The sequence below is a fragment of the Micromonospora sp. NPDC049257 genome (assembly GCF_040678915.1).
Taxonomy (GTDB): domain Bacteria; phylum Actinomycetota; class Actinomycetes; order Mycobacteriales; family Micromonosporaceae; genus Micromonospora; species Micromonospora antibiotica.
In genome coordinates this window covers 15,518-29,752 of the sequence record NZ_JBFAQU010000025.1, presented here as the reverse complement: position 1 = coordinate 29,752, position 14,235 = coordinate 15,518, and the positions used below count along the sequence as shown (strand labels likewise).

Annotated in this window: 14 protein-coding genes; 4 read left to right on the top strand and 10 right to left on the bottom strand. The window is 73.4% G+C overall.

The annotated features are described in order from the left end of the window. Positions 1-181: 181 nt before the first annotated feature. The 4 genes from dxs to AB0K25_RS26275 form a co-directional block, all read right to left on the bottom strand. Complete coding sequence (gene dxs, locus AB0K25_RS26290; protein ID WP_363823258.1) at positions 182-2,137, bottom strand: 1-deoxy-D-xylulose-5-phosphate synthase; 1,956 nt, start codon at positions 2,135-2,137, stop codon at positions 182-184. 70 nt (positions 2,138-2,207) lie between these two features. After that, a complete protein-coding gene (locus AB0K25_RS26285; RefSeq protein ID WP_363823256.1) occupies positions 2,208-3,410 on the bottom strand; it encodes an anhydro-N-acetylmuramic acid kinase in 1,203 nt (400 codons plus the stop codon). 9 nt (positions 3,411-3,419) lie between these two features. Next, a complete protein-coding gene (locus tag AB0K25_RS26280) occupies positions 3,420-4,772 on the bottom strand; it encodes a TRAM domain-containing protein (protein WP_363823253.1) in 1,353 nt (450 codons plus the stop codon). A 137-nt stretch (positions 4,773-4,909) separates the two neighbouring features. Next, entirely contained in the window at positions 4,910-6,982 is a 2,073-nt protein-coding gene (locus AB0K25_RS26275; protein ID WP_357537755.1) for an APC family permease, read from the bottom strand. A 160-nt stretch (positions 6,983-7,142) separates the two neighbouring features. Here AB0K25_RS26275 and AB0K25_RS26270 point away from each other — a divergent pair, with 160 nt between their 5' ends. Further along, on the top strand, positions 7,143-7,808 hold the full coding sequence (locus AB0K25_RS26270) for a TrkA family potassium uptake protein (RefSeq protein WP_208569532.1): 666 nt from the start codon (positions 7,143-7,145) through the stop codon (positions 7,806-7,808). A gap of 3 nt (positions 7,809-7,811) precedes the next feature. After that, a complete protein-coding gene (locus tag AB0K25_RS26265; protein ID WP_208569533.1) occupies positions 7,812-8,501 on the top strand; it encodes a TrkA family potassium uptake protein in 690 nt (229 codons plus the stop codon). A 10-nt stretch (positions 8,502-8,511) separates the two neighbouring features. Here the strand turns inward: AB0K25_RS26265 and AB0K25_RS26260 are convergent, their stop codons facing one another. The 4 genes from AB0K25_RS26260 to dut form a co-directional block, all read right to left on the bottom strand. Continuing rightward, complete coding sequence (locus AB0K25_RS26260) at positions 8,512-9,195, bottom strand: DUF3159 domain-containing protein (protein ID WP_219468678.1); 684 nt, start codon at positions 9,193-9,195, stop codon at positions 8,512-8,514. Continuing rightward, entirely contained in the window at positions 9,192-9,572 is a 381-nt protein-coding gene (locus AB0K25_RS26255; RefSeq protein ID WP_208569535.1) for an OB-fold nucleic acid binding domain-containing protein, read from the bottom strand. Before AB0K25_RS26255 ends, AB0K25_RS26260 begins: the two co-directional genes overlap by 4 nt. A 384-nt stretch (positions 9,573-9,956) precedes the next feature. Next, a complete protein-coding gene (locus AB0K25_RS26250; protein WP_208569536.1) occupies positions 9,957-10,592 on the bottom strand; it encodes a DUF3710 domain-containing protein in 636 nt (211 codons plus the stop codon). A gap of 25 nt (positions 10,593-10,617) precedes the next feature. After that, positions 10,618-11,190: a dUTP diphosphatase gene (dut, locus tag AB0K25_RS26245; RefSeq protein WP_255599141.1), complete on the bottom strand. Its 573-nt coding sequence runs from the start codon at positions 11,188-11,190 to the stop codon at positions 10,618-10,620. Positions 11,191-11,238: 48 nt separating this feature from the next. On the opposite strand from dut, the gene AB0K25_RS26240 reads away from it, so the two are divergent. Continuing rightward, positions 11,239-11,733 carry a DUF3093 domain-containing protein gene (locus AB0K25_RS26240; protein ID WP_357537824.1) on the top strand — a complete coding sequence of 165 codons (495 nt, stop codon included), beginning with the start codon at positions 11,239-11,241 and terminating at the stop codon, positions 11,731-11,733. A gap of 151 nt (positions 11,734-11,884) precedes the next feature. On the opposite strand, the gene AB0K25_RS26235 is transcribed toward AB0K25_RS26240, so the two are convergent. Both AB0K25_RS26235 and AB0K25_RS26230 read right to left on the bottom strand, forming a co-directional pair. Next, positions 11,885-12,754 (bottom strand): hypothetical protein, encoded by an 870-nt coding sequence (locus AB0K25_RS26235; protein WP_357537758.1) that lies wholly within the window; start codon positions 12,752-12,754, stop codon positions 11,885-11,887. Positions 12,755-12,885: 131 nt separating this feature from the next. After that, positions 12,886-13,182 carry a DUF4193 domain-containing protein gene (locus AB0K25_RS26230; RefSeq protein WP_067315205.1) on the bottom strand — a complete coding sequence of 99 codons (297 nt, stop codon included), beginning with the start codon at positions 13,180-13,182 and terminating at the stop codon, positions 12,886-12,888. 436 nt (positions 13,183-13,618) lie between these two features. Here AB0K25_RS26230 and AB0K25_RS26225 point away from each other — a divergent pair, with 436 nt between their 5' ends. Beyond that, complete coding sequence (locus tag AB0K25_RS26225) at positions 13,619-14,134, top strand: LytR C-terminal domain-containing protein (protein WP_208569585.1); 516 nt, start codon at positions 13,619-13,621, stop codon at positions 14,132-14,134. Positions 14,135-14,235: the final 101 nt, after the last annotated feature.

The window sequence follows — 14,235 nt, the reverse complement described above, 5'->3', positions numbered from 1 at the left end:
GTCAAAGTTGATCACTGGATTGACGCAAACCTCTTGATCACGGGAGGGATTGACGCAAACTTCTTGATCACCGGGGTCAGCGACGGCGGCGACGGGCGGCGGACGGCGGGGCGGGAGACGGGAGACGGGGTAGGGGCGGTCACGGCAGTGCCGTGACCGCCCCTGTGGGGTCGCCGGTGGGTCAGTTGGGGGTGGCGTCGCGGGCGGGGAGGCGGACGGTTTCCACAGTGGGGGCGTCGCCGTCTAGGCCGGAGATCCAGCCGGTGACGTCGCGGGCCACGTCCTGCGCGGTCAGCCGCAGGTCGGCCAGGATCTGCGCGCGGGTGCCGTGCGGGTGCCAGTCGGCCGGTACGCCGAGGTCGCGCAGCGGCACCCGGACGTCGGCGTCGCGCAGCGCCTGGCCCAGCGCGTCACCGACACCACCGATGCGTACGCCGTCCTCGACACTGACCACGAGGCGGTGTCCGGCGGCCAGCTCGACCAGCTCGGCCGGCACCGGACGCACCCAGCGCGGGTCGACCACGGTGACGCCGTAGCCCTGCTCGGCCAGCCGGGACGCCACCTCCATCCCGAGCAGCCCGAACGAGCCGACCGCCACCAGCAGCACGTCGGTACGGGCCGACTCGGCCAGCACGTCGACCGGGCCGACCCGGCGGATGGCCGGCAGGTCGGCGGCGACGGTGCCGGTGGGGAACCGGACGATGGTGGGACCGTCGTCGACGGCGATCGCCTCGCGCAGCTCCTCGCGGAGGCTGGCGGAGTCGCGGGGGGCGGCGATCCGCAGGCCCGGCACCACCCCGAAGACCGACATGTCCCAGATGCCGTAGTGGCTCGGCCCGTCCGGCCCGGTGATGCCGGCCCGGTCCAGCACGAAGGTCACCGGCAGCCGGTGCATCGCCACGTCCAGCAACACCTGGTCGAACGCGCGGTTCAGGAAGGTCGCGTAGACGGCCACCACCGGGTGCAGCCCGCCCATCGCCAGGCCGGCCGCCGAGGTGGCGGCGTGCTGCTCGGCGATGCCCACGTCGTACACCCGGTGGGGGTGCTTGCGGGCCAGGGTGGCGATGCCGGTGGGCTCGGCCATCGCGGCGGTGATGCCCACCACGTCGGGCCGTTCGTCGGCGATGGCGACCAGCTCGTCGGCGAAGACCTGGGTCCACTTCACCGACGGGGCGGCGAGCAGCTTGCCGGTCTCGGCGTCGAACGCGCCCGGACCGTGCAGGCAGTCCGCCTCGTCCTCCTCGGCCGGGCGGTAGCCGTAGCCCTTGCGGGTCACCGCGTGCACGATCACCGGGCCGCCGAAGTTCTTGGCCGCGCGCAGCGCCGACTCGACGGCGGCGATGTCGTGCCCGTCGACCGGGCCGACGTACTTGATGCCGAGGTCCTCGAACATCGCCTGCGGGGCGACCGCGTCCTTGATGCCCTTCTTGACCGCGTGCAGCACCTCGTACATCGGCTTGCCGACGAACGGGGTGTTGCCGAGGGCGTCCTTGACCGTGTCGAGGACCTTTTCGTAGCCGGGGTTGAGCCGCAGCGACGACAGGTGGTCGGCCAGGCCGCCGATGGTCGGCGAGTAGGAGCGGCCGTTGTCGTTGACCACGATCACCAGCCGGTTGCCGGCGGTGGCGATGTTGTTCAGCGCCTCCCAGCACATGCCGCCGGTGAGTGCGCCGTCGCCGACCACGGCGACCACGCTGCGCTGCTCGCCACGCAGGGCGTACGCCTTGGCCAGCCCGTCGGCGTAGGACAGGGCGGTGGAGGCGTGCGAGTTCTCGATCAGGTCGTGCTCGCTCTCGGCCTGGCTGGGGTAGCCGGAGAGGCCACCGCGCTGGCGGAGCTTGTCGAAGCCGTCCTGCCGGCCGGTGAGGATCTTGTGCACGTACGACTGGTGGCCGGTGTCGAACAGGAGCCGGTCGCGCGGGGAGTCGAAGACCCGGTGCATGGCCAGGGTCAGCTCCACCACCCCCAGGTTGGGGCCGACGTGCCCACCCGTGCGGGAGACCTTGGCGATCAGGAAGTCACGGATCTCGGCGGCGAGGATGTCCAGCTGTTCGCCGGTCATCCGCTTCACGTCCTGCGGACCACGCACGGTGCCCAGCAGCCGGCCGTGGTGGGCCGTGTCCTCGTCAACACTCATGACGAGAGAGTCTATCGGCCGCCGCACACTCCGCAGTGCGGCCGTGGATCATCGCTGGTGGGGGCCCCGATCAGCGCAGCACGACCAGTCGACGCGGCGGGAGCGTCCCGGTCACCCCGGCCGGCGGCCCGGACGGGGTCCAGGACCCCAGCACGGCCGCCCGGCGGGCCCCGGTCACCGAGGGCAGCGCCCCCGGCAGGCCGTGCCAGGACAGCCAGCCCAGCAGAGCGAACGCGTACGCCTCCCGGGCCTGGGCGGGCACCCCCAGCTCGTCGGTGGTCCGCAGCGCCCAGCGGCCGATACCGAGGGCGGCCAGCCGACCCCACAGGGTCGGATTGCGTACCCCACCACCGGCCCCCACCACCTCGGTCACCCGGTGCCGCGCGCAGGCGGCGGCGACCGTCCGGGCGGTCAACTCGGTCAGCGTGGCGAACACGTCGTCCGGGACGACCGGCTCCCCCAGCGCCGCCAGCCGTTCGTCGAGGTAGCCGGGGTGGAACAGCTCCTTGCCGGTGGACTTGGGCGGTGGTGCCGCGTAGTAGGGCTCGGCGAGCAGCAGCGCCAGCAACCCGGGGTGTACCCGGCCGGCCGCCGCCCGTACCCCGTCGACGTCGCAGGGCCGGTCGAGGAACCGGCGGGCCGCCGCGTCGAGCAGGGCGTTGGCCGGGCCCACGTCGTACCCGAGCACGGGTGCGTCCGGGGCGACCACGGTGAGGTTGGCGATGCCGCCCAGGTTGAGCGCCGCCCGTACCCCGCCGCCGGGTCGCCCGCCCAGGTCACCGCGCGCCCCGGCCGGGTCGTCGGGGGCGAGCAGCAGGGCGTCGAAGGCGGGGACCAGCGGGGCGCCCTGGCCACCGGCGGCGACGTCCGCCGACCGCAGGTCCGACAGCACGGGTACGCCCACCCGGGCGGCGACCCGGGCCGGCGCACCGAGCTGGAGGGTGCCGTGCACGGTGCCGCCGGCGACCCAGTGGAAGACCGTCTGCCCGGGGGAGACGACGGCGTCGGCCCGCCCGCCGGCCAGCGCGACGCCGAGTGCGGCGGCGTCGGCGAACACCGCACCGAGGGCGTTGTCGAGCCGGCAGACCGCCTCGACCGTGGTCGGGTTCGGCGGCAGCACCGCCCCGATCCGCTCCCGCAACTCCGCGTCGTAGCCCAACTCCCGGTGCCCCAACGCCCGCATCCGCAGGGTCTGCCCGACGGCGGTGAACTCGGCGGCGACCACGTCCACCCCGTCGTAGGAGGTGCCCGACATCAGCCCGACGATCCTCATCGGGCCAGGTTAGTCAGCGGGCGGCGGCAGGAACAGGCCGACCAGTTCGACGTGCTGGGTCATCGGGAACAGGTCGTAGCCGCGCAGGGCGGCGAGCCGCCAGCCGGCCCGGGTGAAGGTGCGCACGTCCCGGGCGAAGGCGGCCGGGTCGCAGGCCACGTAGGCGATCGCCCGGGGGTCGGCGGCGATCATGTCCCGGACCACCGCCGCACCCGCACCGGTACGCGGCGGATCGAGCACCACCAGGTCGACCGGGCCGGTGATCCGGCGGCGGGCCAACGCGGTCTCCACCCGGGCGGCGACCACCTCGACCCGGGACAGGTCGGCCAGGTTGCGCCGGGCGGCGGCGACCCCCTCGGCGGCGGACTCGACCACGGTGACCCGGGCGTCCGGGCCGACCCGGGCGGCGAGCGCGCCGGCGAACAGGCCCGCCCCGCCGTACAGGTCCCAGGCGGACTCGCCGGGCTGCGGGGCGAGCAGGTCGAGGACCGCGTCGACCAGGGTGTCGGCGGCGGCCGGGTGCACCTGCCAGAACCCGCCGGCCGGCAGCGTCCAGTTCCGACCGGCGGCGACCTCCCGTACCGTCGCCGGCCCGTCGACCTCCAGTACCGTCGCCGGTCCGTCGACCTCGGCCGCCGGCCCATCCGGGACGTCGACGGTCGTAGCCGGCGGGCCGGGCAGGTCGACCAGGGTGGGCACCCCGTCGGTCAGGGCGGTGACCACGACGTCGCCGCCGGTCGAGGCGACGACCTCCACCGACTCGGCCGTCGGCCAGGGCCGACCGAGCAGCGGCAGTTCCTGGATCGCCGGGTGGGCGATCAGGCAGCGGTCGATCGGCACCACCTCGTGCGAGCGGTGCTTGAGCAGCCCGGCCCGGCCGGCGGCGTCGACCGCGTAGCGGACCCGGGAGCGCCAGCCCAGTTGCCCACCGGGCAGCGGCTCCACGGTGACCCGCAGCCCGTCGATCTCGGCGTCGGTGAGCCCGCCCAGCCGGGTGAGCTGCTCACGGACCACTGCCGCCTTCCAGCCGAGCTGGGCGGCCGGGGCCACATGTTGCAGGTCGCAACCACCACAACCGCCCGGCCGGGCGTACGGGCAGGGCGGGGTGACCCGCTCCGGTGCCGCCGCGACGATCTCGACGGCGTCGGCCCGGGCGAAGCCCCGGTGCAGCTCGGTCACCTCGGCGATCACCCGCTCACCGGGCAACGCGTGCCGGACGAAGACCACCTGGCCGTCGACCCGGGCCACGCAGTGCCCACCGGGGGCGACCGCGTCGACTGTCAACTCGACCCGCTCGGCCTCCTCCAGCCCGGGCCGCCGCTCCGCCCCGGACCCACCGGCCCCGACCGCCGACCGTCCCACCTCGGACCCGGCCCCCTCGGACCGTCCCGCCTCGGACCCGGCTGCCTCGGACCGTCCCGCCTCGGACCCGGCTGCCTCGGATCCGGCCGGGCCGGAACGGGCGGTGGTCGCGGAACGGGTGGGGCGGGATCGGGCGGTCACGGGCGGTCTCCGGTCGACGGGTCGGGCTCGCCCGACGGGACGGCGGTCACCGGCGGGGCGGGCGGCGGCAGGGTGCTGCGCGGCGCGACCCGGGGACCCCGGGCGGGGGTACGGCTCAACGTCTCGTCCAGCCGGTCGAGGTTCTTGGTCGCGGTGGACGCCAACTGCCAGGGCACACTGGTCACCATCACGCCCGGCTCGAAGAGCAGCCGGCCCTTGAGCCGCAGCGCGCTCTGGTTGTGCAGCAGGTTCTCCCACCAGTGGCCCACGACGTACTCGGGGATGAAGACGGTGACCACGTCGCGGGGCGACTCCCGGCGGGTGTTCGCCACGAAGTTCAGGATCGGCCTGGTGATCTCCCGGTACGGCGAGTCGACCACGGTCAGCGGCACCGGCACTTCCCGCCGCTCCCACTCCTGCTGGAGCTGCCGGGTGTCCTTCTCGTCCACGTTGACGGTGACCGCGGTCAGCGTGTCCGGCCGGGTGGCGCGGGCGTACGCGATGGCCCGCAGGGTCGGCTGGTGCAGCTTGCTGACCAGCACGATGGCGTGGTTGCGGGCGGGCAGCACCCCGCGCACCTCGGTCGGCTCCAGCTCGGCGGCGATCCGGTCGTAGTGCCGGCGGATGGCCAGCATCAGCACGTAGATCACCGCCATCGCGGCGATGGCGATCCACGCGCCGAGCAGGAACTTGGTGATCAGCACGATGACCAGGACGGTGCCGGTCATCGCCATGCCGAACGCGTTGATCGCCCGGGAGCGGAACATCCGGCGGCGGGCCTGCGGGTCACGCTCGGTGCGCAGGTGCCGGTTCCAGTGCCGGATCATGCCGGCCTGGGAGAGCGTGAACGAGACGAAGACGCCGACGATGTAGAGCTGGATCAGCCGGGTCACCTCGGCCTGGAAACCGACGATCAGCACGATCGCGAAGACGGCGAGGAAGACGATGCCGTTGGAGAACGCCAGCCGGTCGCCCCGGGTGTGCAGTTGCCGGGGCAGGTAGCGGTCCTGGGCGAGGATCGAACCGAGCACCGGGAAGCCGTTGAACGCGGTGTTCGCGGCCAGGAACAGGATCAGCGCGGTCATCCCGGCGACCACGTAGAGCAGCACCGACCCGCCGCCGAAGACGGTCTCGCCGAGCTGGGTGGTGACGGTCTTCTGCACGTACCCGTCGGGGCCGGAGAGGATCTGCGTGTTCGGGTCCTCGACGAACTGCAGGCCGGTCAGCCGGGCCAGCCAGATGATGCCGACCAGCATGGACACCGAGATCGTGCCGAGCAGCAGCAGGGTGGTGGCCGCGTTGCGGCTCTTCGGGGCCTTGAACGCCGGCACCCCGTTGGAGATCGCCTCGACCCCGGTCAGCGCGGCGCAGCCGGAGGAGAAGGTCCGCAGCAGCAGGAAGATCAGCGCGAAGCCGGTCACGCTGTGCTCGGCCTGGATCTCCAGCCCGGCGCTGGGGGCGCGCAGGTCGTCGCCGAGGATGAAGTACCGGACCAGCCCGGTGAGGATCATGCCGCCGATGACGATCACGAAGCCGTACGTCGGGATGGCGAACGCGGTGCCGGACTCACGCAGCCCGCGCAGGTTCATCGCGGTCAACAGCACCACCGCGGTCACCGCGATCAGCACCTTGTGGGTGGCCACGAAGGGCACCACCGAACCGAGGTTGGCCACCCCGGAGGAGACCGACACGGCGACGGTCAGCACGTAGTCGACAAGCAGCGCGCTGCCCACCGCCAGCCCGGCCCGGGGACCCAGGTTGACCGTCGCCACCTCGTAGTCGCCACCGCCGGAGGGGTAGGCGTGCACGTTCTGCCGGTAGCTGGCCACCACGGTCAGCATGACCACGACCACCGCGAGGGCGATCCACGGGGAGAACAGGAACGCCGACGCGCCGGCGATGGAGAGGGTAAGCAGGATCTCGTCGGGGGCGTACGCGACGCTGGACAGCGCGTCGGAGGCGAAGACCGGCAGGGCGATGCGCTTGGGCAGGAGGGTGTGCTGGAGCCGGTCGGACCGGAACGGTCGACCGACGAGGAGTCGCTTCAGCAGCGAGGTGGGACTGGCCACAAGCGCTAAGGGTACGACCACCGGATGGTGGTCGCCGGGGGGTGCCTGATCCCGCTCCCACGCCCCGGCGCGGTACGGTTCGGTCCCCCGTCGGCGGGGTGGACGTGGCAGGCTCGCAGACGACAGTCGCCGGACGCAGGCGCACCTTGGGAGGGACACCGTGCACGTCGTGATCATGGGCTGTGGGCGGGTCGGCTCGACGCTGGCCCAGAGCCTGGAGTCCCGGGGGCACTCGGTGGCGGTGATCGACCACGACGCCGACGCGTTCCGCCGCCTCGGCCCCGACTTCGCCGGGATCACCGTCACCGGTGCCGGCTTCGACGGCGAGGTGCTGCGTCAGGCCGGCATCGAGCGGGCGGACGCCTTCGCCGCCGTCTCCAGCGGCGACAACTCCAACATCATCTCGGCCCGGCTGGCCCGCGAGACGTTCGGCGTCTCCCGGGTCGCGGCCCGGATCTACGACCAGCGCCGGGCCCAGGTCTACGAGCGGCTCGGCATCCCCACCGTCGCCACCGTCCGCTGGACGGCCGACCGGATGCTGCGCCACCTGGTCCCCGAGGGCAACGTGGAGATCTTCCGGGACCCGACCAGCACCGTGTCGATCATCGAGGTGCCGGTGCACAAGGACTGGATCGGTCGACCGCTGAGCCAACTGGAGCAGACGGCGGGGACCAGGGTGGCGTACCTGACCCGGTTCGGCATCGGCATGCTGCCCACCGCCTCCAGCGTCGTACAGGAGGGTGACCAGCTCTACGTGCTGGTCACCGACGACATCGCCGCCTCGGTCACCGCGGTGGCCGCGACGCCGCCCGAAGGAGGGCACTGAGCCATGCGGATCGCCATCGCGGGCGCCGGCAACGTGGGCCGGTCGATCGCCCAGGAGCTGATCGACAACGGCCACCAGGTGATGCTGATCGAACGACAGCCGCGGATGCTGCGCCCGGACCGGGTGCCCACCGCCGACTGGGTGCTGGCTGACGCCTGCGAGCTGGCCAGCCTGGAGGAGGCGAACGTCGCGGGCTGCGACGTGGTGGTCGCCGCCACCGGTGACGACAAGGTCAACCTGGTGGTGTCCCTGCTGGCCAAGACCGAGTTCGCGGTGCCCCGGGTGGTGGCCCGGGTCAACCGGGCCGAGAACGAGTGGTTGTTCACCGAGCAGTGGGGCGTCGACGTGGCGGTCAGCAAGCCCCGGGTGATGGCCGCGCTGGTCGAGGAGGCGGTCACCGTCGGCGACCTGGTCCGGTTGATGACGTTCCGGCAGGGCGAGGCGAACCTGGTGGAGATCACCCTGCCGCCGACCGCGCCCTACGTCGGCCAGCCGATCCACGCCGTGCCGCTCCCCCGGGACGCCGCGCTGGTGGCGATCCTGCGCGGCAAGCGGGTGCTGGTGCCCAGCCCTGACGACCCGATCGAGGCCGGCGACGAGCTGATCTTCGTGTGCACCGCCCAGGTGGAGGACGACGTGCGCGGGGTGATCCTCGGCCCGGACAGCGTGGAACGGACCCGGGGCGCGACGTGAGCGCTGCCGGTCAGCCGCCCGGCAGCGGCGTCGGGGCGTTCTCCCGGGTCACCCGGCGCACCGTCCAGACCGTGATCAGCAGCAGCAGCGCGTACGGCGGGTAGCCCAGGGCGAGCCGGGCCACCCCCAGCGCGGTGTCCTGGTGGGCCAGGTAGAGCCCGGCCTGCACCCCGACCTTGGCCAGCCACACCACTCCCCAGAGCACGGTGAGCTGGGTGAAGGTGCGCACCAGCCGGGGGTCGTCGCGCCACTCGGAGCGCCCCTTGGCGACCAGCACCGACCAGATCCACCCCACCAGGGGTTGCCGGATCACCGCGGAGAGCAGCAGGGCGATGCCGTAGCCGATGCCGTAGAGGATGCCCGGGAGGTAGAAGTCCCGTTCGTCCCCGGTACGCCAGGCGATGGCCGCCCCGATGCCCACGCCGAAGAGCCCGTTGACGGCGTGCCGGACCGGACGGCGTTGGACCAGCCGGACCACCGCGATCAGCAGCGCCACCCCGACCGAGGCGATCACCGCCGGCCGCAGCTCCCCGACCACGTTGGCCAGCACGAAGACCACCACCGGGATGCTGGACTCGACCAGCCCGCGCCAGCCGCCCAACTGGTCGGCCATCTGCTCGGCGAGGCTGGGCAGCCGCTCGTCGTCCGTCGGGGTGGTCTGCGGCTCGGTGGCCGGGGGCTGTCCTGTCGTCACTTCGGCGACTCCAGCTCGTAGTACGGGTTGTAGATGACCTTGCGGTCGTCCCGGACGGCCACCCGGCCCCGGGCGGTGAGGTGCCGGCCCGGCTCGATGCCGGCGATGTGCCGCCGACCCAGCCAGACCAGGGTGACCACGTCACTGCCGTCGTAGAGGTCCGCCTCCAGGGTGGGCAGGTTGGTACGCGGCGTGTAGACCACCGTGCGGAGCCGCCCGGCGACCGAGACCACCTGCCCCCGCATGCACTGCCGGGCCAGCACGCCACCGGATTCGGCGCTCTCCCGGCGCAGCTCCTGCGCCTCGATCTCGGCCTCGCTGGCGGTGAACCGGCGCAGGATGTCCCGCAGTGACTTCCTGCTCTCGTCGGTCGACATGACCTCCGCGTCACCCTCTCCAGGTGGACCGGTCGGCACCGGCGCTGCCCCGACCCCGGGCGGGACCGTGCCGCCAGCGTACGCCGATCGGGCCCCGACGGCGTCGGTGCGGTGTGCCGGTCCCGGCCCGAAGCCCGGGGCCCACCCGACCGACGACCACCCGACCGAGGCCCACCCGACCGACCGACGACCACCCGACCGACGACCACCCGACCGACGACCACCCGACCGAGGCCCACCCGACCGACCGACGACCACCCGACCGAGGCCCACCCGACCGACCGACGACCACCCGGTCGACGACGGCCCGGTCCGACGCCGGACAGCGGTCCGGGCCGGGTGCGGCCACCCTCGGGTGACGGCCTCCGGCCCGGACGGGGTCGCTCAGCTCTCGCTCGGGGCCTCGGCGGCCTGGTCGGCCATCTCCCGGGGCAACCGAAGCGGCAGCGGCTCACGGACCGGCTTCGCCTCCTGCCCCCGGTCCACCACCAGGCCGTCCAGGCAGGTGGCGAGCGGGCCGGCCGCGGCCGGGTCGGTGGCGACCGCGCCCTGGTAGACACCCCGGACCATCCAGCGCGGCCCGTCGATGCCGACGAAACGCAGGTCGGTCGGCCCGTCCGGGGTACGCACCCGGGCGTGCAACTCGACGCCGTACTCGCCCCGGGTCTCCTGGACGGTGGCGCCGTCGCCGACCAGCGACTGCCGGATCTCCTCGCGCACCTCGTCCCAGATGCCCTCGGAGCGGGGCGCGGCGAAGACACCGAGCTGGAGGGCGTTGTCGCCGTTCACCAGCACGACCTGCTGGACGACGCCCTGCGGGTCGGCCTGCACCCGCACCTCGACTCCGGGCACCGCCGGGATGTGCAGGCTGCCCAGGTCGAGCCGCTGCACGTCGTCCGGTGCCTCGGCGAGGTCGTACGGGCCACGGGCCGGGCCCGCCGCCTCGTACGAGTCGAGGACGTCGGCCCGCTGGTCACGGGCGTGCCGCCCACCGTCGGCCCGCTTTCGGGAGAAGATCACTGCGCCCACCCTCCGCTGTTCGCACTCACCCTGCCACCTCTTCCGTCCGTTCGCCCGCCCGGTCGGCACCCTCGGGCCCGGCCGGGCCACCGGGCGGGGGCACGAGCCCGGCATGGCCGCCGGTCGACCCGTGCCCGCCGGTCCCCCGTCGGGACCCGGGCAGCACCGCCACCGGCTGGAAATCGGCCCGCTCCACCCGCTGGACAACGAGTTGCGCGATGCGATCGCCACGGGAGATCTTCGCCGGTGCGTCCCGATCGTGGTTGATCAGGTTGACCAGGATCTCACCCCGGTAGCCGGCGTCGACCGTACCGGGCGCGTTGAGCACCGTCACGCCGAGCCTGGCGGCCAGCCCGGAGCGCGGGTGGACCAGGCCGACGTAGCCCTCCGGCAGGGCCAGCGCCACACCGGTGGGGACCAGGGCCCGGCCACCCGGGGGCAGCTCGACGTCCGCGGCGGCCACCAGGTCGGCGCCGGCGTCACCGGGATGGGCGTACGCGGGCAGCGGCAGCTCCGGGTCGAGCTGCCGTACGGGCACGGGTACGACGTGGGTCACGTTCTGCCTCTTCCGTCGGCGTTCACGGGGTGCCCCTGCCATCCTGCCGGGTCGACCGGCCGTCGTGTTCCGTACCCTGCGAGTGTGAGCCTGTCGCCTTCCCCGTCGTCGTCGACGCCGCGCGCCGCGGCCGCCCCGACGTACTCCGAGCGGCTCCGCCTGCCGTGGTGGTGCTGGCTGGCCGGGCTCGCCCTGGCCGGGTTCGCCGCCGCCGAGCTGTGGATGGGTGCCGGTGGGGTGCGGTCCTGGCTGCCGTTCGTGCTGCTGCTGCCGGCAGTCCTGGCCGGGCTGTGGTGGCTGGGCCGGGTCCGGGTCGCGGTCGACGGCGGTGAGCTGTGGGTCGACGACGCCCACCTGCCCGTGCGGTACGTCGCCGACGCCGTCGCGCTCGACGCCGAGGGCCGGCGCGAGGTGCTCGGGGTGGGCGCGGACCCGCTGGCCTTCGTGGTGCAGCGACCGTGGATCGGCGGCGCGGTGCAGGTGGTGCTCGACGATCCGGCCGACCCGACCCCGTTCTGGGTGGTGAGTTCCCGCCGGCCGACCGAGCTGGCCGCCGCCCTGCTGGCCGCCCGCGACGCGGCCTGAACGCCGCCGCCGGCCCCGCCACTGCGCCGCTCCCGGCAGACCTTCCCGCCCGTGGTCAGGGTCGACCGCTCCTTCGCGGGCAGGGCCGACCGGCTCACCCGGGGCAGGGCAGTTCGGAGCGGGTGCAGCGGGCGGGTCAAGGCAGGGCAGGTCAAGGCAGGGCGGGGAGCCCGCCGGGGGGCAGCTCCCGGCGCTGCTTGCGCAGGTCCCGCCGGAGTTGGTCGGCCAGCGAGCGGGTGGCCCGACGGTTGAGGTAGCTGGCGACGGCGGCCCCGGTGAGGAACGGGCCCAGCGTGGTCAGGTTGCGGCCGAAACGCTTGAGCAGGGTGTCCCGTAGTTCCTTGCGGGCGGCGGTACCGAGCACGGCACCCACCCCGGCGCCCGGCACCATCGGGTTGATTCCGCGCTGGCTGGCCCAGGACTGGAGCAGGGCGACGGTCCTGGGGGTCGTGCCGGTGGGCAGCGGCGCCCCGTAGATCTCGTGCAGCTCGCCGATCAGCTTCAGCTCGATCGACACCACGGCCACCGTCTCGGCGGCGAGCAGCACCGGCGCGGAGAGCAGGGTCGGCGCGACGGCCCACTCCACCGCGGCGACGCCGCCGCCGGCCGCGCCCACCCCGGCGGTGGCCCGGGCGGCGTTGCGGACGAGCCGGTCGGCGAGCGCCTCGTCGTCCAGACCGGGGAAGTGCAGCCGCAGGGTGGCCAGGTCCCGGACCGGGACGTGCGGCGCGACGTCGGCGACCGTGTCGGCCATCCAACGCAGCGCCGACCGCGGCTTGAACAGATCGCCCAGCCCTCGACCACGGGCCTGCCCGACCAGTCGGGTGAGCAGTTGCCGGCGGCGGGCGGGCGCGATGTCGTCGGCGGTCAGCGCCGCCACCGTCGCGCCCAACTCGTCGCCGGGCCGGGCAGCCGGGTCAGCCCCGGCGGTCCGGTCCTCGGGTACGGCGGCGGGCGGCCCGGCGTCGGACAGCGACCCGTCCGGGTCGGACTCGCCATGCCGCTCGCCGTGCTCGTTCATCTGCCTGCCCTCCCGAGGTCCCACCGGTTCCGGTGGACGCCGGTACGAGTCAAGCAGCAACCCGCCGTGTGCGCACGGCGGCTCGGGCAGCGGCGGCCCCGCGAGGAGGCCGCCGCCGGTGGGGTGGGTACTCAGACGCACTCACGGCAGATCAGGTCGCCGTTGCGCTCGACTGCCAACTGGCTGCGGTGATGCACCAGGAAGCAGCGCCCACATCGGAACTCGTCCTGCTGCATCGGGAGGACCTTCACGGTCAGCTCCTCGTCGGCCAGGTCGGCGCCGGGCAGCTCAAAGCTCTCGGCCACCTCGGCCTCGTCGACGTCCACGGCACCCGACTGTGAGTCGACCCGCCGGGCCTTGAGCTCTTCCAGGCTGTCCTCGCCGAGGTCGACCTCGTCGCGACGCGGGGCGTCGTAGTCGGTGGCCATCGGTTTCACTCTCCCATATCGATGTTGTCGCTTCCGGTTGTAACGCCGGGCGACGCTGTTTCGGTTCCCACTGGCCGGCCACCAATGTGTGTCGGTCGCCCCACCCGACGGCCTCTGGATCGAGGTCTCCGGGGCAAGCACCGACGAGCGCGGTACCTTACCCCCTCCCAGGCGAGGCATGTATACCGCCCTCGCGGCAGAGATGTACGCCCCCGGGACCCAAGATGTTCCCAATGTGACTCAGGCGACACGAAGATAGGGGTAGTAGTACCCCGTTCCCGGTTGGCGCGCCGGCATGTCGGACTGTTTCCACGCGACTGCCGGACAACCGTTAACCTCAGCGGCGTACTCGACGGCCGACGACACCGCCCGCCGACGACGTCCGCCGCCACCACCACCTCACTGTCCGGGGAGCGCCCAGATGAGTTTTGCGCGAGTGCGAGCACTCGTTGTCGTCGGACTGCTGGCGGCCGTCGCCCTGGTCTTCGTCGTCGTCGCCGTGGTCCGCGACACCCAGGGCAGCGGGGCCAACGCCAGGGGATGCCCCGAGGGCTGGCCGTTGGCCGACCTGTCCCTGCGCACCTACCAGGATGTCAAGATCAATATCCTGAACGGCACCGGGGAGCCGGGCCTGGCCAGCAGCGTGGGCGACGACTTCCGGAACCGGAAGTTCCAGGTCAAGAAGGAGGGCAACGCCGCGCACTTCGACGGCGTCGCGCTGCTGCGCTTCGGCCCCAAGGGCGTCGGCTCCGCGCACCTGCTGCGCGCCTTCTTCCTCGACAACGCCGAACGCGACTACGACGCGAAGCGCCAGGACGACACGGTCGACGTGGTGCTGGGCGACGGCTTCCAGCAGCTGGCCACCACCACCGAGGTCAACCAGTCCCTCGGCGACCTGGGCGCGCCGACCGCGCCGGAGGGCTCCTGCCCGATGCCGGTCGAGAACAAGTAACCGACCACCGGTCAGCGACAGGTGACCACCCGGCGGTCGGTGCCGACCGGCGGTCGGGGACAAGTAACCGACCACCGGTCGAGAACGAGTAACCGACCCCG

What these genes read in the sequence shown, in the direction of transcription:
- dxs (WP_363823258.1), bottom strand. Translation starts at nt 2,137, where the DNA reads ATGAGTGTTGACGAGGACACGGCCCACCACGGCCGGCTGCTGGGCACC.
- AB0K25_RS26285 (WP_363823256.1), bottom strand. Translation starts at nt 3,410, where the DNA reads ATGAGGATCGTCGGGCTGATGTCGGGCACCTCCTACGACGGGGTGGAC.
- AB0K25_RS26265 (WP_208569533.1), top strand. Translation starts at nt 7,812, where the DNA reads ATGCGGATCGCCATCGCGGGCGCCGGCAACGTGGGCCGGTCGATCGCC.
- AB0K25_RS26255 (WP_208569535.1), bottom strand. Translation starts at nt 9,572, where the DNA reads ATGTCGACCGACGAGAGCAGGAAGTCACTGCGGGACATCCTGCGCCGG.
- dut (WP_255599141.1), bottom strand. Translation starts at nt 11,190, where the DNA reads ATGGCAGGGGCACCCCGTGAACGCCGACGGAAGAGGCAGAACGTGACC.
- AB0K25_RS26235 (WP_357537758.1), bottom strand. Translation starts at nt 12,754, where the DNA reads ATGAACGAGCACGGCGAGCGGCATGGCGAGTCCGACCCGGACGGGTCG.
- AB0K25_RS26230 (WP_067315205.1), bottom strand. Translation starts at nt 13,182, where the DNA reads ATGGCCACCGACTACGACGCCCCGCGTCGCGACGAGGTCGACCTCGGC.